This window comes from Clostridium grantii DSM 8605 (assembly GCF_900129965.1).
Classification (GTDB): Bacteria; Bacillota; Clostridia; order Clostridiales; family Clostridiaceae; genus Clostridium_AF; species Clostridium_AF grantii.
In genome coordinates, this window is the sequence record NZ_FQXM01000002.1 from 1 (window position 1) to 25,654 (window position 25,654).

The 25,654-nt window shown below is 29.9% G+C and carries 23 protein-coding genes, 1 other RNA gene and 1 riboswitch; of the genes, 22 read left to right on the forward strand and 2 right to left on the reverse strand.

The window, feature by feature from the left end; translation table 11 throughout:
• Window positions 1–333 precede the first annotated feature (333 nt).
• The 3 genes from BUB83_RS00010 (at window position 334) to ppdK (ending at window position 4,658) form a co-directional block, all read left to right on the forward strand.
• A complete protein-coding gene (locus tag BUB83_RS00010) occupies window positions 334–966 on the forward strand; it encodes a DUF4342 domain-containing protein (RefSeq protein WP_073335705.1) in 633 nt (210 codons plus the stop codon).
• Between the two features lie 311 nt (window positions 967–1,277).
• Complete coding sequence (gene ccpN, locus BUB83_RS00015) at window positions 1,278–1,934, forward strand: transcriptional regulator CcpN (protein ID WP_073335707.1); 657 nt, start codon at window positions 1,278–1,280, stop codon at window positions 1,932–1,934.
• A 93-nt stretch (window positions 1,935–2,027) separates the two neighbouring features.
• Complete coding sequence (gene ppdK / locus BUB83_RS00020) at window positions 2,028–4,658, forward strand: pyruvate, phosphate dikinase (protein WP_073335709.1); 2,631 nt, start codon at window positions 2,028–2,030, stop codon at window positions 4,656–4,658.
• Between the two features lie 34 nt (window positions 4,659–4,692).
• On the opposite strand, the gene BUB83_RS00025 is transcribed toward ppdK, so the two are convergent.
• Window positions 4,693–5,763 carry a CotS family spore coat protein gene (locus tag BUB83_RS00025; protein ID WP_073335711.1) on the reverse strand — a complete coding sequence of 357 codons (1,071 nt, stop codon included), beginning with the start codon at window positions 5,761–5,763 and terminating at the stop codon, window positions 4,693–4,695.
• A 163-nt stretch (window positions 5,764–5,926) separates the two neighbouring features.
• Here BUB83_RS00025 and BUB83_RS00030 point away from each other — a divergent pair, with 163 nt between their 5' ends.
• From BUB83_RS00030 to BUB83_RS00070, 9 genes are all read left to right on the forward strand, one after another.
• Window positions 5,927–6,958, forward strand: a complete 1,032-nt coding sequence (locus BUB83_RS00030) for a deoxyguanosinetriphosphate triphosphohydrolase (RefSeq protein WP_073335713.1) — start codon at window positions 5,927–5,929, stop codon at window positions 6,956–6,958.
• A gap of 229 nt (window positions 6,959–7,187) precedes the next feature.
• Window positions 7,188–8,999 carry a DNA primase gene (gene dnaG, locus BUB83_RS00035; RefSeq protein WP_242950606.1) on the forward strand — a complete coding sequence of 604 codons (1,812 nt, stop codon included), beginning with the start codon at window positions 7,188–7,190 and terminating at the stop codon, window positions 8,997–8,999.
• A complete protein-coding gene (gene rpoD / locus BUB83_RS00040; protein WP_084133327.1) occupies window positions 9,000–10,121 on the forward strand; it encodes an RNA polymerase sigma factor RpoD in 1,122 nt (373 codons plus the stop codon).
• 68 nt (window positions 10,122–10,189) lie between these two features.
• Window positions 10,190–11,074 (forward strand): PH domain-containing protein, encoded by an 885-nt coding sequence (locus tag BUB83_RS00045; RefSeq protein ID WP_073335715.1) that lies wholly within the window; start codon window positions 10,190–10,192, stop codon window positions 11,072–11,074.
• A gap of 9 nt (window positions 11,075–11,083) precedes the next feature.
• Complete coding sequence (locus BUB83_RS00050) at window positions 11,084–11,779, forward strand: tRNA (adenine(22)-N(1))-methyltransferase (RefSeq protein ID WP_073335717.1); 696 nt, start codon at window positions 11,084–11,086, stop codon at window positions 11,777–11,779.
• Window positions 11,770–12,585 (forward strand): Nif3-like dinuclear metal center hexameric protein, encoded by an 816-nt coding sequence (locus BUB83_RS00055; RefSeq protein ID WP_073335719.1) that lies wholly within the window; start codon window positions 11,770–11,772, stop codon window positions 12,583–12,585. Before BUB83_RS00050 ends, BUB83_RS00055 begins: the two co-directional genes overlap by 10 nt.
• A gap of 54 nt (window positions 12,586–12,639) precedes the next feature.
• A complete protein-coding gene (locus tag BUB83_RS00060; protein WP_073335721.1) occupies window positions 12,640–13,353 on the forward strand; it encodes a C4-type zinc ribbon domain-containing protein in 714 nt (237 codons plus the stop codon).
• Window positions 13,354–13,392: 39 nt separating this feature from the next.
• An RNA gene (gene rnpB, locus BUB83_RS00065) (RNase P RNA component class A) lies at window positions 13,393–13,736 on the forward strand.
• Window positions 13,737–13,894: 158 nt separating this feature from the next.
• On the forward strand, window positions 13,895–14,881 hold the full coding sequence (locus BUB83_RS00070) for a GerAB/ArcD/ProY family transporter (protein ID WP_073335723.1): 987 nt from the start codon (window positions 13,895–13,897) through the stop codon (window positions 14,879–14,881).
• Window positions 14,882–14,915: 34 nt separating this feature from the next.
• Here BUB83_RS00070 and ilvA read toward each other — a convergent pair whose 3' ends face one another.
• Window positions 14,916–16,151, reverse strand: a complete 1,236-nt coding sequence (gene ilvA, locus BUB83_RS00075) for a threonine ammonia-lyase (protein ID WP_073335725.1) — start codon at window positions 16,149–16,151, stop codon at window positions 14,916–14,918.
• A gap of 339 nt (window positions 16,152–16,490) precedes the next feature.
• Between ilvA and BUB83_RS00080 the strand changes: the two genes are divergently transcribed.
• The 10 genes from BUB83_RS00080 (at window position 16,491) to purH (ending at window position 25,629) form a co-directional block, all read left to right on the forward strand.
• Window positions 16,491–16,856: a DUF3232 domain-containing protein gene (locus tag BUB83_RS00080; RefSeq protein WP_073335727.1), complete on the forward strand. Its 366-nt coding sequence runs from the start codon at window positions 16,491–16,493 to the stop codon at window positions 16,854–16,856.
• A 108-nt stretch (window positions 16,857–16,964) separates the two neighbouring features.
• Complete coding sequence (locus BUB83_RS00085; RefSeq protein ID WP_073335729.1) at window positions 16,965–17,237, forward strand: hypothetical protein; 273 nt, start codon at window positions 16,965–16,967, stop codon at window positions 17,235–17,237.
• An 86-nt stretch (window positions 17,238–17,323) separates the two neighbouring features.
• Window positions 17,324–17,611 carry a hypothetical protein gene (locus BUB83_RS00090; protein ID WP_073335731.1) on the forward strand — a complete coding sequence of 96 codons (288 nt, stop codon included), beginning with the start codon at window positions 17,324–17,326 and terminating at the stop codon, window positions 17,609–17,611.
• Window positions 17,612–17,886: 275 nt separating this feature from the next.
• Window positions 17,887–17,981, forward strand: a riboswitch (glycine riboswitch).
• 51 nt (window positions 17,982–18,032) lie between these two features.
• The gene (locus tag BUB83_RS00095; RefSeq protein ID WP_073335733.1) at window positions 18,033–19,394 is read left to right on the forward strand and encodes an alanine/glycine:cation symporter family protein; all 1,362 of its coding nucleotides are present in this window, start codon (window positions 18,033–18,035) and stop codon (window positions 19,392–19,394) included.
• 407 nt (window positions 19,395–19,801) lie between these two features.
• Window positions 19,802–20,281 (forward strand): 5-(carboxyamino)imidazole ribonucleotide mutase, encoded by a 480-nt coding sequence (gene purE, locus BUB83_RS00100; RefSeq protein ID WP_073335735.1) that lies wholly within the window; start codon window positions 19,802–19,804, stop codon window positions 20,279–20,281.
• A 1-nt stretch (window position 20,282) separates the two neighbouring features.
• A complete protein-coding gene (gene purC / locus BUB83_RS00105; protein ID WP_073335737.1) occupies window positions 20,283–20,993 on the forward strand; it encodes a phosphoribosylaminoimidazolesuccinocarboxamide synthase in 711 nt (236 codons plus the stop codon).
• A 1-nt stretch (window position 20,994) separates the two neighbouring features.
• Complete coding sequence (gene purF, locus BUB83_RS00110) at window positions 20,995–22,407, forward strand: amidophosphoribosyltransferase (RefSeq protein WP_073335739.1); 1,413 nt, start codon at window positions 20,995–20,997, stop codon at window positions 22,405–22,407.
• Window positions 22,408–22,415: 8 nt separating this feature from the next.
• The gene (purM, locus tag BUB83_RS00115; RefSeq protein WP_073335741.1) at window positions 22,416–23,411 is read left to right on the forward strand and encodes a phosphoribosylformylglycinamidine cyclo-ligase; all 996 of its coding nucleotides are present in this window, start codon (window positions 22,416–22,418) and stop codon (window positions 23,409–23,411) included.
• A complete protein-coding gene (gene purN / locus BUB83_RS00120; RefSeq protein WP_073335743.1) occupies window positions 23,399–24,010 on the forward strand; it encodes a phosphoribosylglycinamide formyltransferase in 612 nt (203 codons plus the stop codon). Before purM ends, purN begins: the two co-directional genes overlap by 13 nt.
• Before the next feature lie 116 nt (window positions 24,011–24,126).
• Entirely contained in the window at window positions 24,127–25,629 is a 1,503-nt protein-coding gene (gene purH / locus BUB83_RS00125; RefSeq protein ID WP_073335745.1) for a bifunctional phosphoribosylaminoimidazolecarboxamide formyltransferase/IMP cyclohydrolase, read from the forward strand.
• Window positions 25,630–25,654 lie beyond the last annotated feature (25 nt).

Consider the following 25,654-nt stretch of genomic DNA (forward strand, 5'->3'; position numbering starts at 1 on the left):
TGGGATTAGTCAGGTTTGAAAATTTTCCATAAGGGCATAGAGACCCGGTCGAGGAGCATATGCTGACATCCGCCTCTTGGATAGACTGAACGAAGGAATTTAGGACACAGATCCTGTGAGACATGGAAGGGTAAGTTACCAGAGTTATTGCGGACACCTATAGTAACCATATTTTAACAAAACGTGGATAGCTTTATTTAGGTGGTCAATATATGTCCATATATTTGAATTGCTTCAATGTATATCCAAGGAGTTCTTTTTAGTCATGATGATATTGTAAGAATGGGAGAGATATCAAGAGAAAATTAAAGTATAGAGAGGAAGTGATTATAAATGAGTGAAGTTACTTTAGAAAAGATTGACATTATTAAAGAAAGAAGTGGGGTTTCCTACAAGGAAGCAAAAGAAGCTCTTTTAGCAACAGATGGGGATGTTTTAGAAGCTTTAATTTACATTGAGAACAACCAAAGTGGAGTTACGGAAACGGTGTTTTCGTCTTTTGAAGATTTTAAACAATGGATAAAAGAAATTTTAGAAAAAGGTAACATAAATAGAATTAAAGTGAAAAAGGGTAGTAAAGTCATTATGGATATTCCGGTTACTGCAGGTGTAGCTGTAAGTTTAGTTTCTTTATTTTTCCGTGAATTACTTGTTCTAGGGGTAGTTACAGCTCTTGTTACTAAAATAACTGTGGAAATAACTAAAGCCGATGGTAGTGTGGAAGTAGTAAACTCAATAATTAAAAATAAAGCGGATGATGTTAAGAATAAGATGAATGATTTAGCATCAGAGGTTAAAGAAAAAATGGGCGACTTATCTAAAGATGTAAAGGATAAGTTGGATAATTCCAATAAAAAAGTAGAAAACGATGATGAAAATGTATATCAGTATACTGTAACTTTTGAAGATGTAGAAGAAGCTACAAAAGAGAAAAAAGAAGAAGAAAAAGAAGAAGAAGAAAAATAAAAAAATATAAAAAGTGATACATTTTTGTATCACTTTTTATATGGATAAAAAAAATATAATTGGATAATATAGTTAGTATAGTAAAGGAAAAATTATTATTTTTAATACAAAATTTGGGTAATATCCAAAAAAAATAATCGAAATTGAGTGAATTTTATGGAATATTACAAAAATTCAAAATATATAAAATAATGAGTAATTACAAGATAACAAGAACAAATTAATGCTAATCAGGAATAATTGCTCATAATTTCTAATTATCATGTATAATAAAATAGTGTTTTCTGTTATAATATACAAGTGTAGTCGAGATGACTGAGGGGAGGGTGATCAATATTAATTTATCGCCGAGACAAAAGGAAATAATTAAGCTAGTAAAGCAAGAACAGCCTATTACTAGTGAAAAATTAGCAGCAAAGGTTGGAGTTACAAGGGCGGCATTAAGACCGGATTTGGCTATCTTGACTATGATAGGAATTTTAGATGCTAAACCTAAAGTAGGCTATGTTTGTTCAGAAAAATCTTCTGTAAGTTTAGTGCATGATTACATAAAAAAAATTAAGGTTAATGAAATTATGACTAAAGCGGTTACTATAGATGAGCAAAGTACTATTTATGATGCTATAGTTACACTTTTCTTGAACGATGTTGGAACTTTATGGATTGAGAATAATGGTAATTTGGTTGGTGCAGTATCTAGGAAAGACTTTCTAAAGGTAGCTATGGGCGGGACTGATTTAAATAAAGTTCCAGTTGGTATAATTATGACCAGAATGCCCAATGTAGTTTGTGTAGATATGGATGATTTAGCTTATGATGCAGCACAAAAAATAATTGATCATGAGGTTGATAGTTTACCTGTAGTTGAAAGAAACTACGAAAATGATGAAGAAAAAATAAAGGTTGTAGGGAAGTGTTCCAAAACTAATATCACTAAATTATTAGTGAGGTTAGGGCAAAATTTATAATCAATAAAATTTATTAGGTCATTAAGGTAAAATGGCTATAGTCATTTTACCTTTGAAAAATATTGCATAATATATTATAAGGGGATGTTTACAATGGAAAGTAAAAAATATGTATACCTTTTCAATGAAATCGATGCCACAATGAGAAATCTTGTTGGAGGTAAAGGCGCTAACTTAGGTGAAATGACTAAATTAGGATTACCTATACCTCAAGGATTTACAATCTCAACAGAAGCTTGTACTAAATTTTATGTTGATGGTAAAACGATTTCAGATAGCGTTATAGAAGAAATTGATTTAGCTATGCAAAGAACAGAAGAAATTACAGGTAAAAAATTTGGTGACATCGAAAACCCGTTATTAGTATCAGTAAGATCAGGAGCAAGAGTTTCCATGCCAGGTATGATGGATACTATATTGAATCTTGGATTAAATGATGAAGCAGTTTTAGGCTTAGCTAAGCTTACAAACAATGAAAGATTTGCATATGATTCTTATAGAAGATTTATACAAATGTTTTCAGATGTTGCTTTAGGTCTTGAAAAAAGAGATTTTGAAGATATATTAGATGATATAAAAGAAAGTAGAAATGTTAAATTAGATACTGAATTAACAGCAGAGGACTTAAAGGAAGTTGTTGCAAAATATAAAGAATTATTTAGAAAAGAAATGGGTAAGGAGTTCCCTCAATCTCCGAAGGAACAGTTGATAAATGCTGTAAGAGCTGTATTTGATTCTTGGGATAATCCAAGAGCAAATGTTTATAGAAGATTAAATGATATTCCAGGTAATTGGGGTACAGCTGTAAACGTTCAAGCAATGGTATTTGGCAATATGGGGAATGATTGTGGTACTGGTGTTGCATTTACAAGAGATCCTGCTACAGGAGAAAATAAAATTTTTGGTGAATATCTAATAAATGCACAAGGAGAAGATGTTGTTGCAGGAATAAGAACACCACTTCCTATAGCAAAGTTAGAAGAAGATATGCCAGAAGTTTATAAAGAATTTATGGAAATAGCTAATAAGCTAGAAAGTCACTATAGAGATATGCAAGATATGGAGTTCACAATTCAGCAAGGAAAGCTTTATTTCTTACAAACAAGAAATGGTAAAAGAACAGCACAAGCTGCGTTAAAAATTGCTGTAGAACTTGTGGAAGAAGGAATTCTTTCTAAAGAAGAAGCAATAATGAAAGTTGAGCCTAAGAAATTAGATACTCTTCTTCATCCAACGTTTGATCCTCAAGGATTAAAAGAAGCAACTCCTATTGCAAAGGGTCTAGCAGCATCACCAGGAGCAGCATGTGGAAAGATATACTTCACAGCTCTTGATGCAAAAGCTCATTCAGATTCAGGAGAAAAAGTGGTTTTAGTCAGACTTGAAACATCACCAGAAGATATTGAAGGTATGGCGGCAGCAGTGGGGATTCTTACTGTAAGAGGTGGAATGACTTCACATGCGGCAGTTGTAGCTAGAGGCATGGGCACATGTTGCGTTGCAGGGTGTGGCGAAATTGCTGTTAGTGAAAAAAATAAAACATTTACTGTTGGTGGAGTAACATATAACGAAGGAGATTACATTTCTATTGATGGAAGTACTGGTAAAGTATATGGTGCAGCTATTAAAACAGTATCTCCGGAAATCAGTGGATACTTTGGAACTTTTATGTCTTGGGCAGATGAAATAAGATCACTAAAAGTAAGAGCAAATGCAGATACTCCTAAAGATGCAGCTCAAGCAGTGGAGTTTGGTGCAGAAGGTATTGGCTTATGCAGAACTGAACACATGTTTTTTGAAGAAGATAGAATAGCAGCAGTTAGAGAAATGATTGTTTCAAAGACTTTAGAACAAAGAAAAGTAGCTTTAGAAAAAATTCTTCCAATGCAAAGACAAGATTTTATTGGAATTTATGAAGCAATGGAATATAGACCGGTTACTATAAGATTCTTAGATCCACCTCTTCACGAATTTTTACCAAGTATTGATGAAGATATAAAAGACTTGGCAGAACAAATGAGTATTACTTATGATGAATTAAAAGCAACAATTGATTCATTACATGAGTTTAACCCAATGATGGGTCATAGAGGTTGCCGTTTAGCTATCTCCTACCCAGAAATAGCAGAAATGCAAACAAGAGCAGTTATAGAAGCAGCTATTCAAGTAAATAAGGAAAAAGGATTTAATATAGTACCAGAAATAATGATTCCGCTTGTTGGAGAAGTAAAAGAATTAAAATATGTTAAAGATATAGTTGTATCAACTGCTGATGCTTTAATAAAAGAGTCAGGTGTTGATCTAAAATACATGGTAGGAACTATGATTGAAATACCAAGAGCAGCGTTGACAGCTGATGAAATAGCTAAAGAAGCAGAATTCTTCTCATTTGGAACAAATGACTTAACACAAATGACATTTGGTTTTTCAAGAGATGATGCAGGAAAATTCCTGGCTGACTACTATGATAAGAAAGTTTATGAGTTTGATCCATTCCAAAAGATTGATCAAACAGGTGTTGGTCAATTAGTAAAAATAGCTTCAAAACTTGGTAGAGAAACTAGACCAGATTTAAAATTAGGTATATGTGGAGAACATGGTGGAGACCCATCTTCAGTTGAATTCTGCCATAATGTTGGATTAAACTATGTATCTTGTTCACCATTTAGAGTTCCGATTGCTAGACTTGCTGCAGCACAAGCACAAGTAACTAATAAAAGATAGTTTATAAAATATAAGCGCACCCCTAGGGTGCGCTTTATAAGTCTAAGTTTGTTTTGAAAGTGTTTTCTATATAGTTCTTAAAAAGAATAGAAAATTCTATTTGTTCCTTGAAATGTCTTGTGGACTTTTCTAGAATTCCAATAAAAGCACTTTTATTACATTTATAAATATTTCGATAATAATCTCTAGAGATTTTCCAATATCTTTGAGGAAAAATTAAATAACCATATAAGAATTTGTAATCTTCTAAATTGATTTTTCTATAAGAATTATAGTAATTAAAGCATTGAACGGCTATTTTAAAATCCCAATTAGTTTCTTCACGTTTCATCAATCTTCTAAGAAAATAAGCAAAATCATGAATTGAAAAATCCATTCTACATTTATCGAAGTCTATTAACCAAACCTCATTTTGTTTATCAATAATAATATTTTTATTCACATAATCATTATGGCAAAGGGAAATACTTAAATTATCTAAATTTAACGTAGTAAGCATCTTACAAGAACTAGTTGCTAAATCTACTGCGAAATCGAAATTATCTAAATAAATTTTAGAAAATCTATCTTTATGTTTAAAAGCAAGATTTGATGTGACAAGAATATTATCAAAATGCTTGCTTACTTCAGCATATAAGTCTTTATATCCAATTCTATTTGCGCTATTTTTTATTGGAACAAAGTTATTGCATTTATTATGAATTATAGCTAGTGTCTCACAAACCTTTTTTAAGTGAATTTTATTATCATAATCACATTTATCTCCCTCAATCCATGGGGTTAGTATAAAAAGCATATCATTATAATTTACAAATCTTCCTTTGGAATTATTGGGAAGAATCCTTGGAACGTGAATATCATTTCTATATAACCATTCAATAGAGGAATATACAAATAAAAGCTCATTTTCATTAAAATAAACCTTTTTCAAGCAGAAACTATTATTATTTTTATCTACTTTATAAACGGCTCTTTGTTTATCAGTGTCTTTAAATTTTATATTTACAATACGTGCATCCGTTAAATCATATTTGGGAAGCACTTGTTTTCTTATGTTCTCTTCAGAAAAAATATCTATATTGTATGTATTCGCTACTTGTGACATAAAATCCCCCTTAAAAAGTACTCAATATAATCATATTAAATGATTGAGGATAATATACATTTAATTTGAATTAAATGTATATGTTTTTGTATATGAAATAAAGGATTTTTTCTTATTATATAGAAATAATAAATATATAGTATTTTGTATAGGAGGTTATGTTATGGATTCCATTAGAGAAAAAATTGAAAAAAATGAACTTGCTATATTAAATAGAGATGCATCATTGTCTGCCAATTCTCTAGGAAGAGAAATTGTGGAAAAAAAAGATGATATAAGAACAGTTTATATGGTAGATAGGGATAGGATAATTCATAGCAAAGCTTTTAGAAGATTAAAACATAAAACCCAAGTGTATATTAAAACATGGGGGGATCATTATAGAACAAGATTAACACATACTCTTGAAGTGGCACAAATAGCAAAGACAATTGGAAAAGGGATTGGGTTAAATGAAGATTTAATAGAGGCTATAGCACTAGGACATGATATTGGGCATGTACCATTTGCACACAATGGGGAAGAGGTATTGAATAAATTAAATATTAATGGATTTAAACATAATGAAAATAGTATTAGAGTGCTAACTAAAATAGAAAAAAATGGAGAAGGATTAAATCTGACGAAAGAGGTTTTGAATGGAATATTATATCATAGTGGTTTTTCTAAGAGTGATGGAAAATCTTTTACGTTAGAAGGTCAGATTGTAAAATATAGTGATAAAATTGCTTATGTCAATCATGATATAGATGATTCTATAAGAGCAAAAATATTAAATATGGATCAGATACCTAAAAATCTTATAGATTCATTAGGGTACACACATGGAAAAAGAGTTGATACTTTAGTAAAAGATTGTATTTATACTACTTTAAATAATTTATCTATAGGAAGAAAAGAAGTTACTTTAAGTGAAAATGTGGAAGAAACTTTAGGGGATTTAAGAAGTTTTATGTTTAGGAAGGTTTATAAAGGGGAAATATTAGCAATAGAGAGAAATAAGGCTAAATTTGTATTGGAGCAAGTTATTAACTATTTTAACAAAAATCCTAATAAAATGCCGGAATTCTATCAAAAGATTGTGGAAAAAGAAGGTTTGCAGGTAGGAGTAACAGATTATATAGCAGGAATGAGCGATGATTATTGTCTGTGGGTTTTTAATGAAATATATGTACCTAAATTTGTTATATATTAAGCAAAATCTTACATATTATTTCAAAAAATAGGAAAGATAAAAATGAAAGTGATTAATTACAAAAAAATAAAGGGATTTTGCTTTTCGCAAAGAATTATATAAATTAAGAATAAATAAACTTATTTAGATTTAAACTGCTTAAGTTAGTTTAAAAAAAATATATAATTTAAAAGGAAATTCAAATAATTTGTCGAATATACTTTAGAGTTGACTAAATTTAACGAAGTAGGTGAAAAATAATATTAAATTCAGTGAAGAAATAATTCAAAGAATAAAAGATGAAAATGATATAATTGATGTTATTTCTGATAATGTAAGTTTAAAAAATTCGGGAAGTAATTATACAGGATTATGTCCATTTCACAATGAAAAAACTCCGTCTTTTAGTGTTTCTAGAGAAAAACAAATATTTAAATGCTTTGGATGTGGTGAAGCAGGAAACGTGTTTTCATTTGTAATGAAGTATCATAATTATTCTTTTGTAGAAGCAGTGAATTTCTTGGCGGATAGAGCAAATATTGATATTTTACCAAATAACAATACGAAATCATTTGAAAGAACTAACGATAAACTTTACAAAATAAATGTTGATGCAGCTAGATTTTATTTTAATAATCTGTATAAAAACAAGGAAGCATTAGAATACTTTCAAAACAGAGGGATATCATCCAATACTATGAGAAAATTTGGTCTTGGTTATGCTCCAGATGGGTGGAAAAATACTTTAAATTACATGAAATCTAAAGGTCATTCAGAATTGGACCTTTTAAATATTGGATTAATAGTTAAAGGTAAAAATGATTCCATTTATGATAGATTTAGAGAGAGAATAATTTTCCCCATTTTTGATTACTCGGGAAAAGTGATAGGTTTTGGAGGTAGAGTTCTTAATGATAGCAAGCCTAAATATCTAAATTCACCTGAAACAAAATTATTTAAGAAAGGTACAAATTTATATGGATTAAATTTTGTACTTAAAGATAAGGGTAATGAAAAAACTATTATTATTGTTGAAGGTTATATGGATTGCATAGCTTTGCATCAATTTGGATTTAATAATGTAGTAGCATCTTTAGGGACGGCATTAACAGAAAAACAAGCAAAATTACTGAGAAAACATTTTGAAAAAGTTGTTATATCTTATGATGCAGATTTGGCAGGTAAAAATGCTACACAAAGAGGTTTAGAAGTACTTGCAAAAGAAGGTTTTGATTTGAGAATTTTGGAGGTTCCAGAAGGTAAAGATCCAGATGAGTTTATAAGAAACAATGGGAAATTAGCTTTTAAACAATTGATTGATAATTCTTTACCTATGATAGAATACAGAATAAAAAAAGCGGGGGAAGGAATAGATTACAAAGATAATAGAAAAGTAATTCAATATATTTCGAAAATTTCTGAGATTATTCAAAATTTGAATCCCGTTGAAAAAAATATTTATACAAAAAAAATTGCAGAAGAAACAGGCATAAAAGAACAATCAATTTATGATTTAATTAAACAAGACAATAAAGATTACAAAGTGGATTCGCAAAACATGCATAATCAACAGGGTTTTGGACAAAAATTATACTTAGAACCAGCTCATTTAAAAGCAGCTAGGAATTTAATAAAACTTTCCATAGAAAACAATGATATTTACTCATATATAAAGAATAAAATTGAAATTGAAGATTTTACACTTGAAGAGCATAAACAATTATTTCAAATTATACTTGAAAGTGAACACAATCATAAAAATTTAAATAATTATATTGATTTAAGATGCACTAATATAGAGCTTGCTAAAGAATGGGCCAATATCCAGCAAATGGAATTTGAAGAAAATATCAATATTTCCTTGGATGATGTTGAAGTTATACAAGGGTTTATAAAGGAAGTTAAAAAATATAAGCTAGAGGAGTCGAAAAGAACAATTATGAGGGAGATTAAAATACTAGAGAAAAAAGGTGCTTATAAAGAGGTTTTAGGACTTGTAAAAGATTTAAATGAAATGCAAAATAAATTAACGGATTTTAATAGGTTGAAAGGAGGCAATTAAATGGCTGAAGTAATAAAAAAGCAACAGCAAGATCAAAAAAGCTCTCTAAAGAAACCTGCAGAATTTGATAAAGAAACTAAAATGAAAATTATTAAGAGCTTAATGGATAAAGCAAAGAAAACAGGCAGTTTGACCTATAAAGAGATAATGGAGGAACTTGCAGAAATAGAGCTTTCTCCTCAACAAATTGAAGCAATCTATGATGTTTTGGAGTCTATGAACATTGAAGTTGTAGGGGATATAAAAGAGGAAGAAGAAGAAGAAAAATTAGATTTATCTGTTCCAGAGGGGATTTCAATAGATGACCCTGTTAGAATGTATTTGAAAGAAATAGGTAAAGTACCGCTTTTAAGCTCAGAAGAAGAAGTGGATTTAGCACAAAGAATCGAAGATGGAGACTTATATGCTAGGAAGAAATTAGCAGAGGCCAATTTAAGATTAGTTGTTAGTATAGCAAAGAGATATGTAGGAAGAGGAATGCTTTTTTTGGACTTGATTCAAGAAGGGAATTTAGGACTTATAAAAGCAGTGGAAAAATTTGATTACAGAAAAGGTTATAAATTCTCCACATATGCTACTTGGTGGATTAGACAGGCGATAACTCGTGCCATTGCCGACCAAGCAAGAACAATAAGAATACCGGTTCATATGGTAGAAACTATAAATAAATTAATAAGGGTTTCAAGACAATTATTACAAGAATTAGGTAGAGAACCTCTTCCAGAAGAAATAGCAAAAGAAATGGAAATGACAGTGGAAAAAGTAAGAGAAATTATGAAAATTGCTCAAGAACCTGTTTCTTTAGAAACTCCAATTGGAGAAGAAGAAGATAGCCATTTGGGAGACTTTATACCAGATGATGATTCTCCAGCACCAGCAGAAGCGGCTGCATTTACAATGTTAAAAGAACAACTAATTAATGTATTAGATACTTTAACTCCAAGAGAAGAAAAAGTCTTAAGGTTGAGATTTGGACTTGATGATGGAAGAGCTAGAACGCTAGAGGAAGTTGGAAAAGAATTTAATGTTACTAGAGAAAGAATTAGACAAATAGAAGCAAAAGCACTAAGAAAACTTCGTCATCCAAGTAGAAGTAAAAAATTAAAAGATTATTTAAATTAAATCAGTAAAAAGAGTAAAGATTAACTTTACTCTTTTTTTGTGGTATAATACTTTTGTGAGGTGAGGGAATGTCAACTTATGAATGTAAAAAAGGAGTAGGGCACATACATATATTATTAATTGCTTTAATGTGGAACATAAGCATAATCTTACTTATGGGACTAATAGATGTATATGAAATCGTTACCTTGATAAAAGTGTTTTTAATAATAACTGATATTTATTTGGGGTTTAACATTATTTTCATTTTAACCATGAAATATAGCATTGATGATGAAAAAATAATAATAAGCGGCATTGGAAATGTTAAAAGAGTTATTATTCCTATTAAAGACATAACTTCTTATTTTATCAGTAGGGAACATATTTCATCTGTAAAGTTATATGGCTTTTCAACTAAAAAATTTGCTATTGGGAGATTTGTTGTAAATAAAATTGGTACAACTAGGATGTTTGCAACTTGTCATAATCTTATTTATTTAAAAACAGATGAAGTAAATTATGCTATATCCCCTGAAAATCTTGATTTTATAGCAGGTATTATGGATAAACATAGTATTAAGAGTGGAAAATGGGAGTATGATTATGAAAATAATTCTAAGTTACATAATAAAAAGAAGTTTGTTATTTTTATAATTGTAATTAGTGCTTTGATTTTTATCTTCACCATAACGCCATTAATATTATATCAAGCAAATTTATTGCCTAAAGAGATGCCTTTAACATTAAACTCTAAGTTTATGCCATTGATAATGGGTACAAGCAAACAGTTTGTCTCAAAGCAACTTATATATGGTATTATAAATATGGGAATATTATTGTGTATGTTTTTTGCAGCTTTCAGCCATATTAAATATGATGAAAAAACAGCATACATATATATATATGTTTCATTTATAATAGCAGCAGTTTTCTTTTTTATGCAGGTAAGAATTATATTTCAATATATTTAGGAGAAGATAATGATAATAAGTCATAGGCTTGAATCTATAGCGAAAATGGTAGATTCAGTTGAATCAATAATTGATGTAGGAACAGATCATGGATATTTGCCCATATATTTAATTAGTAAAGATATTACAAATAAAGTAATAGCTTCTGATATTAATAAAGGTCCAGTAGAAAAAGCTAAATATAATATTAATAAAGAAAATCTACAAGATAAAATTGAATGTAGATTGGGTGGTGGACTTACTACCATAAAAACTAATGAAGTAGATGCCGTAGTAATAGCTGGAATGGGCGGAAATTTAATTAAAGATATTTTAGAAGAAAGTATTGATTTGGTAAAAAAAATGGAATATCTAATTTTTCAACCAGTTCAAAACCCAGAAGTTTTAAGAAAATATATTTATGAAAATAAATATGAGGTTTTAGATGAAGAACTGTGTTATGATGAAGGTAAGTACTACGAAATCATTAAAGTTAGATATAATGAAAGCAAGATAATAGAATTTAATCAGGAAGTTTTCTATTTGATAGGAGAAAAACTTATACAAAAAAAACATCCTTTAGTAAAAGAATATATTGGTTTTAGAATTAATAAGTACAAAAATATATTGGATTTTATACAAGATACAGGGGAAACTTCTATTCAAAGAAAAAAACAATTACTTTATTATATTGAGGGTTTAAAGGAGATGCTTAAATGTCTTTAATTGTAAATGATATTATTAATATTTTAGAAAATTTTGCGCCTTTAAAATTCAAAGAAGATTTTGATAATATAGGTTTAATGGTTGGTGATAGAAATGCAGAGTTAAAATCTATACTTATAGCATTAGATTGTACATTAGAGGTCATTGAAGAGGCTAAAGCTAAAGGATGCAATTTAATCATCTCACACCATCCTTTGTTGTTTAAAAAGCCTTCTACTATAACTAAAGATACATTGTTAGGAAAAAAAATAATTTCTTTGGTTAAAAATGATATTAATCTTTATTCAAGTCATACAAATTTAGACGCTGTTATTAATGGGGTAAATCATGAGATTATGAATATTTTAGGTTTTGATAATTTTATTACATTAGATTTATCATCTGCCGCTAGTGATGGTGATACTAAAACTGGTATAGGAAGATTAGCTACATTAAGTGAGCCAAGGATGTTCAATAATATCATTTCTTTAGTGAAAAATTCTTTGAATTTATCTATGGTAAGAGTTGTTGGAAATGAAGAAAAATTGATTAATAAAATTGCTGTTATTAACGGAAGTGGTCAAGATTATTTTTCATTGGCTAAAAAAATGGGAGCAGAATGTATAATTACAGGGGATACTACATATCACTATGTAAGTGATTTTTACGAAGAAGATATGTGTATAATAGATGCGGGACATTTTAATACTGAATGGCCTGCCATGAAACATATAGCCAAAACTATTCAAAAGTTAATAATTAATAAGGGGTTCCAGGTAGAACTTATTATATCTGATACCAACAAGGACCCTTATAGGTTTAAATAGAAAGTAAATTTAGCTTTCTATTTTTTTGTGCTCAATTTTAAGGAGGTATATACAATGAAAAAAGAATTTGAATTATTAGTAGAATTTGATGAAAATAAAAAAATACTTAAGGAAAACTTAAAAATATTAGAAGATAAAACTGTGTATGAAATTTTAAAAGAGGTTAAGAAAAGCTATGAAAAAAATAAAGAGGAATATAATTTGTTAGTTAAACAACTAAAAGAAACCTCTGAACTTTGTGAAAATATTTCCAAGGAAATAGAAGGTGTTGAAGAAGAATTAAATGAAAAGGAAGATATTTTATTAAATCATTGTGGTAGTGACATTCATAAAATTAAAAACACAGAAAATATTATTGGTACATTAAAAGAAAAAGTAAATTTAATAAACAAAGAATTAGATACTAATCTAAATGAAGAAAATAATTATAAACAAGAAATAAAAATAATTTCAAAAGAATTAACAAAGTTAAAAGAAAAGTTTTTTGATTTGAAAAAGAAATTAAATGAAAAAGTTCAAATAGCCAATAAAAATATTGAAGGTTCCACAAAACGAATATCTTTGTTGCAAGATAAAATACCAGAAGAAATATTAGAAATATATTTTGAGACAAGAAAGAAAAGAAAAGAACCAATTGCTAAACTTAGAGAACATACTTGTTTAGGCTGTAAACTTGGTATTTCAGCAGTTACATTAGATGAATGTAAAAAAGGTAATAAGATAATATTATGTGATAATTGTGGCAGGATAATATTTCTAGATAAATAGAATTGATTTTTATATTAATATGTGTTATTATTTATCTTGCGAGTAAGCTAAACGATCGCTGCTACTGAAAAGTAGGAGAGGAAAGTCCGAGCTCCTTAGAGCAGGGTGCTGGGTAACACCCAGTGGAGGTAACTCCAAGGAAAGTGCAACAGAAATAGACCGCCATGGAAACATGGTAAGGATGGAAAGGCGAGGTAAGAGCTCACCAGCGCACTGGCGACTTTGCGGCTATGTAAACCCCATCTGGAGCAAGATCAAATAGGAAGACACATGGGGCTGCTCGTCCTGTCTTCGGGTAAGATCGCTTGAGCCTATTGGTAACAATGGGCCTAGATAGATGATCGTTTTAAAATACAGAACTCGGCTTACGACTTGCTCGTACCAAATAAAACATTCACTTTATTGTGAGTGTTTTATTTTTATTGTAGCAAAATAATAGGTATACTTTGTTTGATTAATTTTAAACAAAATTGATAATAATAAGATTAGAGTAACAGGAAACCAAAGGAAATGAAAGAAAAAAACGAAGTAGGATGAGAATATGAAAGTACGTATTGATGAACATGGATTATTCACATTGATATTATTACTAGAAATTGGGAGTACAACGTTATTTGCATTGGGAATAGATTCTAATCAAGATGCTTGGATTGCTATTATAATAGCAGCTTTAATAGGAATATTATTGTTGTGGATTTATATTAAGCTACAGGTTTTTTTTCCAGACAAAAACTACGCAGAAATAATTATAGAAGTATTAGGAACAACAATAGGAACACCTTTTGTTATAGTTAATGCTTTGTATTTTTTACACATCTCTACCCACAATTTAAATGAATTTAGTAATATAGTATCAATTACATTGCTTGATAAGACTCCAAGGATAATTATTTTTCTTATATTCATATCTGTTTCAATTTTTGCTCTTTATTTAGGGATAGAGGCATTTGTGAACACAGGGAAAATGATGATCAAAATATTGATGTTTTTTTTATTAATTACATATTTTCTTATGTTTTGGTGTTTTGTAGAACCAAAGGATAAAATAAGGAAAGTTTCGTATATGGCTTTATTGACATCTTCTATATTATTATGTTTTTCATTAATTATAATTGTATCTGTTCTGGGGGTGACAATAGCATCAAATTCTTTAATACCATTATTAGATGTGGTTAAACAAATTAATATTTTAGGAATATTAAGGAATTTTGATGCAATAGCTATCTTAAATATGCTTATTGGAGGTTTTTTTAAGTTTACAATATTTTTTTATGCGGGAGTATCATGTTTTAGCACTTTGTTTAAATTAAAGGATTATAGGAGGATACTTATTCCTGTAGGATTAGTAACATTATACGTTTCATTCTATACAATGCCCAACATTTTGGTTCAAAAATGGGTGGGGCCAGAGATAACTGCTAAATATATTAATATTCCTCTGCAAATTGCTATTCCTTCAAGTTTATTGATAATTAGTATGCTGAAAAATTATAAGGTTAATAAAACTAAACAAAGCCACACAAATTAAATGGTGTGACTTTGTAATTATATAAGAATATGGTTTAATAAACTTTATTAACTTTATAACCACGAGCATTTAATGAAGTGACAATGTCATTAATGTGTTCGTGACCATTTGTTTCACAAGTTATTTCGAGAACAACATTTTTCAATCTATCAAAAGCTTTAAATTGATTGTGATCTAATTGAATTACATTTGCGTTTAGTTCAGCAAGTATTCTGGAAATTTCTAGAAGTTCTCCTGGTTTATCTGGTAGTTCTACAGAGAAACAGAACATTCTGCCTCTTGAAACAAGACCGGAGTTGATCATTGAAGAGATAGTTACAACATCTATATTTCCACCACTTAAAACGCAAACAACCTTTTTATCTTTTACATTTAATTTTTTTAATGCTGCAATTGACACTACACCAGATGTTTCAGCAACAAGTTTATGTTTCTCTATAACCATTAGGAATGCTTCCATTATGTCTAAATCAGAAACTGTGATTATATCATCTACATAATCCTTGATTATTTCAAAAGTAATATAGCCAGGCTTTTTAACAGCAACACCTTCTGCTATGGTAGTAACCATACTTAGGCTAGTGACCTTATTATTTTTAATAGACTCTTTCATAGCATTAGCGCCTTCAGGCTCTACACCTATAATTTTAATGTTAGGATTTATAGATTTAGCAGCATAAGCCATTCCGGCTATTAAACCACCACCACCAATGGGAATCAAAATATAATCAGCGTCACTAAGTTCGTTTAATATTTCAACACTAATTGTTCCTTGACCTGCAATTACATCTTTATCATCAAAAGGATGTACAAAACTATAATTATGTTCTTCTTGTAATTCTAGTGCTTTTGCATATGCTTCATCATAACAAGAACCATGAAGTATTACATTTGCACCATAAGATTTAGTGGAAGATACTTTTATCAAAGGAGTAGTTTTTGGCATTACGATGGTTGCATTAACTCCTAATAATTTAGCTGCATAAGCAACTCCTTGAGAATGATTTCCAGCGGATGAAGCTATTATACCATTTTTCTTTTCTTCTTCACTTAACTTACATATTTTATTATAGGCTCCTCTAACTTTGAAAGAACCGGTTATTTGTAAATTTTCAGGTTTAATATAAACATTGTTGCTGTATTCATTGCTGAAAATAGTACTATAAATAAGCTCAGTTTTTTTTGATATTCCATTTAAATTTTTAGTTGCTGTTTCAATATCGTTGTATGAAAGAATACATTTTTGATCATTGCCACATAAGTATTCCAAATAAAAAACCCCCTTATAAATCAAGACTCGTTTAATAATCTATATTTGAACATTATATAATAACTTACACAATTAGTACATGTGTAATGGTAGAAAATATTTATTTTTATAATACTCAGCAACATAGTTTAAACTTATAGCAAATAAATCTTAAGATAGATGACAAATAATTCATAAATTGATTTGTTTTTATGATTGATAAAATTCCAAAAAAATGGTAACATGATAATAGCATAAAATTTCCAATATAAACAAAAATAAAATATACAGTATTTTTTTGGTTAAATAGCATAAGCTTTAATAAGGAAGTTTAATCACTCATCAGCCAGGAGGTAAAAAATGGATTTGTATTGTATTAAGGAATTTATAAACATATTGATGTCATCAGAGGAAAAAGAATACATTGATGTAGTAGAAGAGCTAATAGTTTCTGCAGGTAAATTTATCGAGTTAACATGTGAGCTAGAAGGGGCTAGATTGGTGGGAAAATATACAAAAGATTATGAAGAAAATTCAAAGTTTATAAAAGAATTGAATAGTAAAAATGTTGTTCTAAGAGAAGAATTTAAAAATAATCTTAAAATAATTGAAAGATTGTGTTCAAAAGAAACATTACCAGATTTATTTCAAGGTAATATTGAGGAAGAAACGGAATTAAAAAACATAGCAATGAATTTAATTAATAATTTAAGTGCAGTTTCTTAGCAATTAAAAGAGTTTTTATATCTATATATTTGTTTTTGATTTTAAATTAATACTAGTGTATAATAAATTAAGAATAAATACTATATAGAAATAAAGAGGTGTATAAGCATGAATATTGAACATATTATCAAAATTATTGAAGAAGGTGGAGATAAGTTAAACTTAATCAGCGAAACTGTTAATTCTCAGGAAATAGAGAAACCGATATACGCGGATTACAAAGTAGTTTATACTTTTCCAACAAGTGAAGAAGATACTGTTATAAGAAAAATAATTGAAAAGCAAGGTCATTTTTTATATATTGAAAGTGATTTATGTGCGGATATGGAAACTACAGGCAATTGTACATTGGAATATGATAAGGTTTACGAAATTTTATAAAAAGTATATTTTAAGAAGCTTTTCATTTTTGAAAAGCTTTATATTTATTTTCACAAAAAAGATGTCATAGAAAGAGGGAAGAACTTATGAATAATGCATTTATAATAACTATGTTTTTATTAGGTGTTTTAGAATTGATTATGGGTTTTTATATGGATAAGATAACAAAAGTTACATATGCGAAAAGAAATATCAAGAATATCAATAGCTTGATAAAATGGGAACAGAATTTTGCTTATTCTATAGGAATTTTAATAATTTTATTTGCTATGATAAATTTAATTGATTCCAATAGTGTCATTTTAAAATACTATGTACCAATATTATTTATTGTATTCATAGTTTCACGCTTTGGTAAAAAAAAATATATATAAATAATCTTAAAATTCTGTTAATTATATTTGCTATTGATTAAACAGAAAAACCTTAGTATAATCATGATAAATCAAATATTGTGTTCGGATGAAGATAGCGGGAGAATGATGGGAAACCATCTACCGAAGATGTAAAGCTTTCAGGTGCCTTATTTTATAGGAATTCTATTGAGAAACTTAATTTATACTTGTTCCAAAAGCTCCGTTTTTGCGAGTTTGGGACATGTATAATTACTAGTTGAACTAGGATACATATATAAGGCAAGACCGTTATTGGACGAGCCCTTGGAGAGTACTGGTAAACAGTCACCGAAGGAGCAAAATAGCTATTGCTATTGAATCTCTCAGGTAAAAGGACAGGGGATTAAGTTATTATTTAGTCTCCTCTTAAGAAAACAAAAAATTAAGGGGGAAAATTTTCATGTCAAATTTTATGAACATTCTTAGCAAACTGGACAAACTTGTGTGGGGTCCACCACTTCTAATCTTATTGGTTGGAACAGGTATTTATCTTACTATACGACTTGGAGTTCTTCAGGTTAGTAAACTTCCATTAGCATTTAAGTATTTATTTTCTAAAAAAAGTGATGATGATCTTGGTGAAGGGGATGTATCATCTTTTGCAGCATTATGTACAGCACTTTCAGCTACAATTGGTACAGGAAATATTGTTGGGGTTGCAACAGCAATCAAAATGGGTGGACCAGGTGCTTTATTCTGGATGTGGATGGCAGCTTTCTTTGGAATGGCCACAAAATATGCAGAGGGACTACTGGCAGTAAAATATAGAGAAGTTGACGAAAATGGTCAAATGTCTGGTGGACCAATGTATTATATAGAAAAAGGATTAGGAAATAAATTTTTAGCAAAAATCTTTGCTGTTTTTGGTGTTGGTGTTGCTTGGTTTGGTATAGGAACATTTCCACAGGTAAATGCTATTGTGGAAGCAACAGAAATCACATTCAAACTTCCAAAAATATTAACAGCAATAGTAATTACTGTTTTAGTGGCATTAGTTATTATTGGTGGAATTAAAAATATTGCAGCAGTAGCAGAAAAAACAGTTCCTTTTATGGCTGTATTCTATATTGTTGGGTCATTGTTAATAATTATTTTAAATATAAAATTACTTCCAGGCACCATAGCTTTGGTAGTGAAAAGTGCTTTTACTAGTACAGCTATGACTGGTGGCTTTGCAGGAGCTACTATCATGATTGCTATTCAAAGTGGGGTGGCAAGAGGGGTATTCTCTAATGAATCAGGATTAGGTTCAGCGCCAATAGCAGCAGCGGCAGCTAAAACAAAATCTTGTGTAAGACAAGGATTAATATCTATGACAGGAACATTTATAGATACTATTATTATATGTACTATGACAGGTTTAGTATTAATTATGTCCGGTGCGTGGACTTCAGAATTCAGTGGAGCAGCTATGACAAATGCAGCATTTTCAAGTGCTTTGCCATTTATTAATATAGGGCAGTTGATAGTAACAATAGGATTAATTTTCTTTGCATTTACAACTATACTTGGGTGGAGTTATTATGGTGAAAGATGTATGGAGTATCTAGTTGGGGTTAAAGGAATAAAGCCTTATAGATATATTTATATTGCTTTAGTAGCAGCTGGTGCATTTATAAAATTAGAAATGATTTGGGTTATTGCTGATATAGTAAATGGATTAATGGCAATACCAAATTTAATAGCTCTATTAGGATTAAGTGGAGTTATTATAGCAGAAACAAAACTATACTTTGATAATATTAGAGAAAATGAAATTTAATAAAATTTTATGAGAACGCTTAGAAGCGTTCTTTTTTTGAATATTATTTTAGAAAATAAACTATATAATTTGCTAATAGCAAAAATGGATAATATGTGCAGGAAAATATATGTTCGATACGTTACGAATTATAAAGCACAATAAGTGATGCTATAGTTCATATATAGCGAATTATATCAAAAAAATAAAGAATATTGTATTGACTTTTAAAAAATCAAGTGGTAGTATAATAACAAATATTAATATAATTAGTACGTAAATATATTTCCCCTAAAATATATTTTAAAGCACCATCCACCATTAATTTTTTAATGGTGGGCTTTTCAATGAATATTCATTTTAGGAAAATTTATATATTAAGATGAGCAATAAATGTAGATGTTTATCTATAATTATGGAGGTTAATAATGAAAGTTGCGATTATTTTTGGTAGTAGATCAGACATTGAAAAAATGAGAGGCGCAGCCAGCATTTTAAAAGAATTTTCAGTGGAGTATAAAGCTTTTATTTTATCAGCACATAGAGTTCCTGAAAAATTAACAGAAGTACTTAATGATTTAGAAGAAGATGGTTACGAATGTATTATAGCAGCAGCAGGTTTGGCTGCACATCTCCCAGGAGTTATAGCTTCAAAAACAATTCTGCCAGTTATTGGCGTTCCTATCGATGCAGGTATGCAAGGAATAGATGCTCTTTTATCAATAGTTCAAATGCCAAAACCAATTCCAGTTGCTACAGTAGGCATAAACAATTCATCTAATGCTGCAATGCTCGCAGTTCAAATTCTATCTGTGAAATACCCGGAATTAAAACAAAAACTAATTCAATATCGTGAAGATATGAAAATAAAATTTATTGAAGAGAATACTGAAGGGGTGGAATTATAAAATGGAAAGAACAATGTTATATGAGGGAAAAGCTAAGCAAGTATTTGCAACGGAGAAAGATGACGAAGTAATTATTTACTACAAAGATGATGCTACAGCTTTTAATGGTGAAAAGAAATCACAAATTGACAGTAAAGGAATTTTAAATAATAGTATTACTACTATGATCTTTGATTTATTGAAAGAAAACGGAGTTGAAAGTCATTTTATTAAAAAATTAAGTGATAGAGAGCAACTTTGCAAGAAAGTTGAAATAGTACCTCTTGAAGTTATAGTTAGAAATGTAGCAGCAGGTAGCATGGCTAAAAGATTAAGAATGGAAGAAGGTACAGAACTTTCAACAACTATTTTTGAAATCTGTTACAAAGATGACGAATTAGGGGATCCATTAATAAATGATTATCATGCTGTAGCTCTAGGAGCAGCAACTTTTGAAGAATTAAAAATAATATACTCAATTACTGATAAAATAAATGAAATATTAAAAGAATTCTTTTTAAAACAAAATATTAAATTAATTGACTTTAAAATTGAATTTGGAAGATATAATGGCGAAATATTATTAGCAGATGAAATTTCTCCTGATACTTGTAGATTTTGGGATGCTACAACTAATGAGAAATTAGATAAAGATAGATTTAGAAGAGATATGGGAAATGTTAAAGAAGCTTACGAGGAGATTTTAAAAAGATTAACTGGGAAGGAAAAATAATATGACTGCAATCTCATTAAAGGATGACAAGTTCAAGGATGAATGTGGAGTGTTCGGGATATACTCTAAAAAAGAAATAAATGTAGCTTCTTCTGTTTATTATGGTCTTTACGCACTTCAACATAGAGGACAGGAAAGTGCCGGTATAACTGTATCAGATGGAGAAAAATTAAAATGTATTAAAGATATGGGCTTGGTTCATGAAGCTTTGGAGCCAGAAACTATTACAAGTCTTAGAGGTCATATGGGTATTGGGCATGTTAGATATTCAACTACAGGATCAAGTAATGTGAAGAATGCTCAACCTTTGTTAAGTAAATATAAATTAGGAGCTATTTCTATCGCTCATAATGGAAATTTGGTAAATGCAGATGTAATTAAAGACTTACTTGAAGATGGAGGAGTAATTTTTCATACATCAAATGATTCAGAAGTTATTCTTAATTTAATTGCAAGAAAAGTAAGTAAGGGCATAGAAGAAGCAGTTGTTAGTGCTATTCGTGCAATAAAGGGATCTTATGCTATAGTGATTTTAACAGAAAACAAATTAATTGGAGTCAGAGATCCGTATGGAATAAGACCACTTTGCATTGGAAAAGTTGATGATGATTATGTTATAGCTTCTGAAAGTTGTGCATTGGATGCAGTTGGTGCTGATTTGGTCAGAGATGTTCAACCAGGTGAAATAGTAATCATTGATGAAAATGGAATAAAGTCTATAAAATATGCTGAAAAAACTAAACATGCAACTTGCTCGTTTGAATATATTTATTTTGCTAGACCGGATAGTGTAATGGACGGATATTCCGTTTATGAATCAAGAGTTAAAGCAGGGGAGATACTATTTGAAGAGGCTCCAATAGAAGCAGATATTGTAGTTGGGGTTCCTGATTCAGGATTATCTGCAGCAATAGGGTACTCTAAAGCATCTGGTATTCCCTGTGGGATAGGGCTTATAAAAAATAAATATGTTGCAAGAACGTTTATTGCACCGACCCAAGAATTAAGAGAAAAAGCTGTTTCAGTAAAATTAAATGCATTAAAACCTGACATAGAGGGTAAAAGAGTGGTAATAATTGATGACTCAATAGTAAGAGGAACTACAAGTAAGAGGTTAGTTGAAATTTTAAAAAAAGCAGGAGCTAAGGAAATTCATTTCAGAGTTTCTTCTCCTAAAGTTAAATATCCTTGTTATTTTGGAATTGATATATCTTATAGAAAAGAATTAATTGCAGCAGAAAAAACTACAGAAGAAATAAGAGAATATTTAGGAGTAGATAGTTTAGCTTACTTAAGTAGAGAGGGCTTAGCGGAAACACTTCCTAATAATAAAGGGTTATGCAAAGGATGTTTTTCAGGGGTTTACCCTGAGTCAGCACCTATTGAAGGTTCAAAAGAATTGTTGGAAAGGTAGGAAGAATAATGGCTACTTACAAAGAGGCGGGAGTTAATATTGAGGAAGGTTACAAAGCTGTTTCTCAAATGAAGAACCATGTAGAAAAAACTCATAATGATTGTGTTTTAAATAATCTTGGCTCATTTGCAGGATTATACCATTTAAAAAATTATAAAAATCCAGTTTTAGTTTCAGGAACTGATGGGGTAGGAACAAAACTTAAAATTGCTTTTGAAATGAAAGTATATGATACTGTAGGAATTGATTGTGTAGCTATGTGTGTTAATGATATTTTATGTCATGGAGCACAACCATTATTTTTCTTAGATTACATGGCTTGTGGAAAATTAGATGCAGATGCGGCTACGGATATTGTTAAGGGAATAAGTGAAGGATGTTTACAATCAAACTGTGCTCTTACTGGAGGAGAAACGGCTGAAATGCCAGGTTTTTATAAAAGTGGAGAATATGATATTGCGGGATTTTGTGTAGGTGCTGTAGAAAAAGAAGAAATTATAGATGGTAGTAGTATAAAAGAAGGAGATGTGCTTATAGGCATTGAATCTTCAGGAGTACATAGTAATGGATTTTCTTTAGTTAGAAAATTAATTACGGATTTAAACCAAGAGTTTAATGGTAAAACTATCGGGGAAGTTTTACTTATACCTACTAAAATATATGTAAGAAATGTTTTAGAAGTAATGAAACAATTTGATATTAAAGGAATGGCTCATATAACTGGGGGCGGTTTTTATGAAAACATTCCTAGAATGTTCAAAGATGATTTTACAGCAGTTATTGAAAAAGAGTCTTTCGATAAACCAGAAATTTTCAAGTATTTAATGGAACTGGGAGTTGAAGAAGATCATATGTACAATACTTTTAATATGGGAATTGGTTTTGTACTTTGTGTGAATAAAGAAGATTCTAACGGGATAATAGAACTTCTTCAAAAGCTAGGGGATAAAGCTTTTGAAATTGGGCATGTTGAAGTAGGGGGCAAAAAAGTATGTTTAAAATAGCAGTTTTGGTATCCGGTGGAGGAAGTAATCTTCAATCCATTATTGATAGTATAGAAAATGGATACTTAAATTGTTGTGTTGAATATGTGATTTCGGATAAAAAAGGGATATATGCTTTAGAACGTGCAGAAAAGCACAATATAAAAAATATGGCTTTAGATAAAAAAGAGTTGGGGGCTAATTTATCTGATGAGATATTAAAAATTATCGATGGCAAAGTTGATTTAATTGTTTTAGCGGGTTATCTTTCAATATTAAAAGGGGAACTTTTAAATAAATTCAAGAATAAAATTATTAATATTCATCCAGCTTTGATACCTTCCTTCTGTGGGGCAGGAATGTATGGTATCAAAGTTCACCAAAAGGCAATAGAGTATGGAGTTAAAATTGCGGGATGTACAGTTCATTTTGTAGATGAAGGTACTGATACGGGAATAATTATTCTTCAGAAGGCTGTGGAAGTAAAAGATTCAGATAATGCAGAAGAACTGCAACAAAGGGTTTTAGTTCAAGAACATATAGCTCTTCCAGAAGCTATAAAATTAATTTCTGAAAATAGAATTCTCATTGAAGGAAGAAAAGCAAGAATAATAAATTAGGGTTAAATTTAATTTATTTGTTGATTTTGATATAATAAAGTTATATTAGAAAATCAGTTAGTGGACAGTGAATAATTGTTACTGTCTACTTTTCACTGGATAAAGGGGTGTTATTTTTGATAAAAAGAGCATTGATAAGCGTTTTTGAAAAAGAAGGTATAGCTGAATTTGCGAAATTTTTAGAAGAAAAAAATGTTGAAATTATTTCTACTGGTGGTACATATAAGCATTTAAAAGAGAATGGGATAAAGGTTACTGAAGTAAATGAGGTAACTGGATTTCCAGAAATATTAGACGGTAGAGTTAAAACTCTTCATCCATTTATACATGGTGGATTATTAGCTATTAGAGCTGAAGAAGAACATATGAAAAAAATTGAAGAACTTAACATAAAACCTATTGATATGGTTATAGTAAATTTATATCCTTTTTTCGAAAAAGTAAAAGAAGATTTAGAATTTCAAGAAACAGTTGAGTTTATAGATATAGGTGGACCTACTATGCTTAGATCAGCTGCTAAGAATTTTCAAGATGTAGTAGTTTTAACAGATCCAATGGACTATGAAGATATTATGAATCAAATGAACGAATCAGGGGATGTAGATTATTCTACTAAGAAAAAATTGGCAGGAAAAGTATTTAATTTAACATCAGCTTATGATGCAGCTATTAGTAATTTCATGTTAGAAGAAGAATATCCTAAATACTTATCTTTATCTTATGAAAAAGTAGAAGATTTAAGATATGGGGAAAATTCTCATCAAACAGCAGCTTACTACACCGCTACTAGTGGGATAGGTGCAATGAATAATTTTGAACAATTAAATGGAAAACAATTATCTTATAATAATATAAAAGATATGGATATAGCTTGGAAAACAGTTTGGGAATTTGATGAAATAGCTGTTTGTGGTTTAAAACACAATACTCCTTGTGGTGTAGCTTTAGGGAAAACTGTTGATGAAGCTTACAGCAAGGCTTATTCTTGCGACCCGGTTTCAATTTTTGGAGGAGTGGTTGCTTGTAATACAAAAGTAAATAAAGCAGCGGCTGAAGAAATGATCAAGATTTTCTTGGAAATTGTAATAGCTCCAGATTTTGATGAGGAAGCTTTAGAAGTACTTTGTACAAAGAAAAATCTTAGAGTTATCAAGTGTGAAGTAAAACCAGAAGACACTCACAATTTAGCAAGGGTAGATGGTGGAATGCTGGTTATGAGTGAAGATAATGAATTTGCATCAAAATATGAAGTGGTAACAGAAGCAAAACCATCTCAGCAAGAAATGGATGATATGATATTTGCTATGAAGGTTTGTAAATACGTGAAATCTAATGCTATTGTAGTTGCTAAGGATGGTATGGCAACAGGGGTTGGAGCAGGTCAAGTTAATAGAATATGGGCAGCGCAAGAAGCTTTAGAAAGAGCAAAAGGTAATGCTACAGTTATGGCATCAGATGCTTTTTTCCCATTTAATGACGTTGTAGAAGAAGCAGCAAAATACGGTATTAAAGCAATAATTCAACCAGGTGGTTCTATGAGAGATAATGACTCTATAGAAGCATGTAATAATAATGGAATATCTATGGTGATGACTGGGATAAGACACTTTAAACATTAAAAAAAAGTAAAATTTTTGAAGTATA

What these genes read in the sequence shown, in the direction of transcription:
- BUB83_RS00010 (WP_073335705.1), top strand. Translation starts at nt 334, where the DNA reads ATGAGTGAAGTTACTTTAGAAAAGATTGACATTATTAAAGAAAGAAGT.
- ccpN (WP_073335707.1), top strand. Translation starts at nt 1,278, where the DNA reads ATGACTGAGGGGAGGGTGATCAATATTAATTTATCGCCGAGACAAAAG.
- ppdK (WP_073335709.1), top strand. Translation starts at nt 2,028, where the DNA reads ATGGAAAGTAAAAAATATGTATACCTTTTCAATGAAATCGATGCCACA.
- BUB83_RS00025 (WP_073335711.1), bottom strand. Translation starts at nt 5,763, where the DNA reads ATGTCACAAGTAGCGAATACATACAATATAGATATTTTTTCTGAAGAG.
- BUB83_RS00030 (WP_073335713.1), top strand. Translation starts at nt 5,927, where the DNA reads ATGGATTCCATTAGAGAAAAAATTGAAAAAAATGAACTTGCTATATTA.
- rpoD (WP_084133327.1), top strand. Translation starts at nt 9,000, where the DNA reads ATGGCTGAAGTAATAAAAAAGCAACAGCAAGATCAAAAAAGCTCTCTA.
- BUB83_RS00045 (WP_073335715.1), top strand. Translation starts at nt 10,190, where the DNA reads ATGTCAACTTATGAATGTAAAAAAGGAGTAGGGCACATACATATATTA.
- BUB83_RS00050 (WP_073335717.1), top strand. Translation starts at nt 11,084, where the DNA reads ATGATAATAAGTCATAGGCTTGAATCTATAGCGAAAATGGTAGATTCA.
- BUB83_RS00055 (WP_073335719.1), top strand. Translation starts at nt 11,770, where the DNA reads ATGTCTTTAATTGTAAATGATATTATTAATATTTTAGAAAATTTTGCG.
- BUB83_RS00060 (WP_073335721.1), top strand. Translation starts at nt 12,640, where the DNA reads ATGAAAAAAGAATTTGAATTATTAGTAGAATTTGATGAAAATAAAAAA.
- BUB83_RS00070 (WP_073335723.1), top strand. Translation starts at nt 13,895, where the DNA reads ATGAAAGTACGTATTGATGAACATGGATTATTCACATTGATATTATTA.
- BUB83_RS00080 (WP_073335727.1), top strand. Translation starts at nt 16,491, where the DNA reads ATGGATTTGTATTGTATTAAGGAATTTATAAACATATTGATGTCATCA.
- BUB83_RS00085 (WP_073335729.1), top strand. Translation starts at nt 16,965, where the DNA reads ATGAATATTGAACATATTATCAAAATTATTGAAGAAGGTGGAGATAAG.
- BUB83_RS00090 (WP_073335731.1), top strand. Translation starts at nt 17,324, where the DNA reads ATGAATAATGCATTTATAATAACTATGTTTTTATTAGGTGTTTTAGAA.
- BUB83_RS00095 (WP_073335733.1), top strand. Translation starts at nt 18,033, where the DNA reads ATGTCAAATTTTATGAACATTCTTAGCAAACTGGACAAACTTGTGTGG.
- purE (WP_073335735.1), top strand. Translation starts at nt 19,802, where the DNA reads ATGAAAGTTGCGATTATTTTTGGTAGTAGATCAGACATTGAAAAAATG.
- purC (WP_073335737.1), top strand. Translation starts at nt 20,283, where the DNA reads ATGGAAAGAACAATGTTATATGAGGGAAAAGCTAAGCAAGTATTTGCA.
- purF (WP_073335739.1), top strand. Translation starts at nt 20,995, where the DNA reads ATGACTGCAATCTCATTAAAGGATGACAAGTTCAAGGATGAATGTGGA.
- purM (WP_073335741.1), top strand. Translation starts at nt 22,416, where the DNA reads ATGGCTACTTACAAAGAGGCGGGAGTTAATATTGAGGAAGGTTACAAA.
- purN (WP_073335743.1), top strand. Translation starts at nt 23,399, where the DNA reads ATGTTTAAAATAGCAGTTTTGGTATCCGGTGGAGGAAGTAATCTTCAA.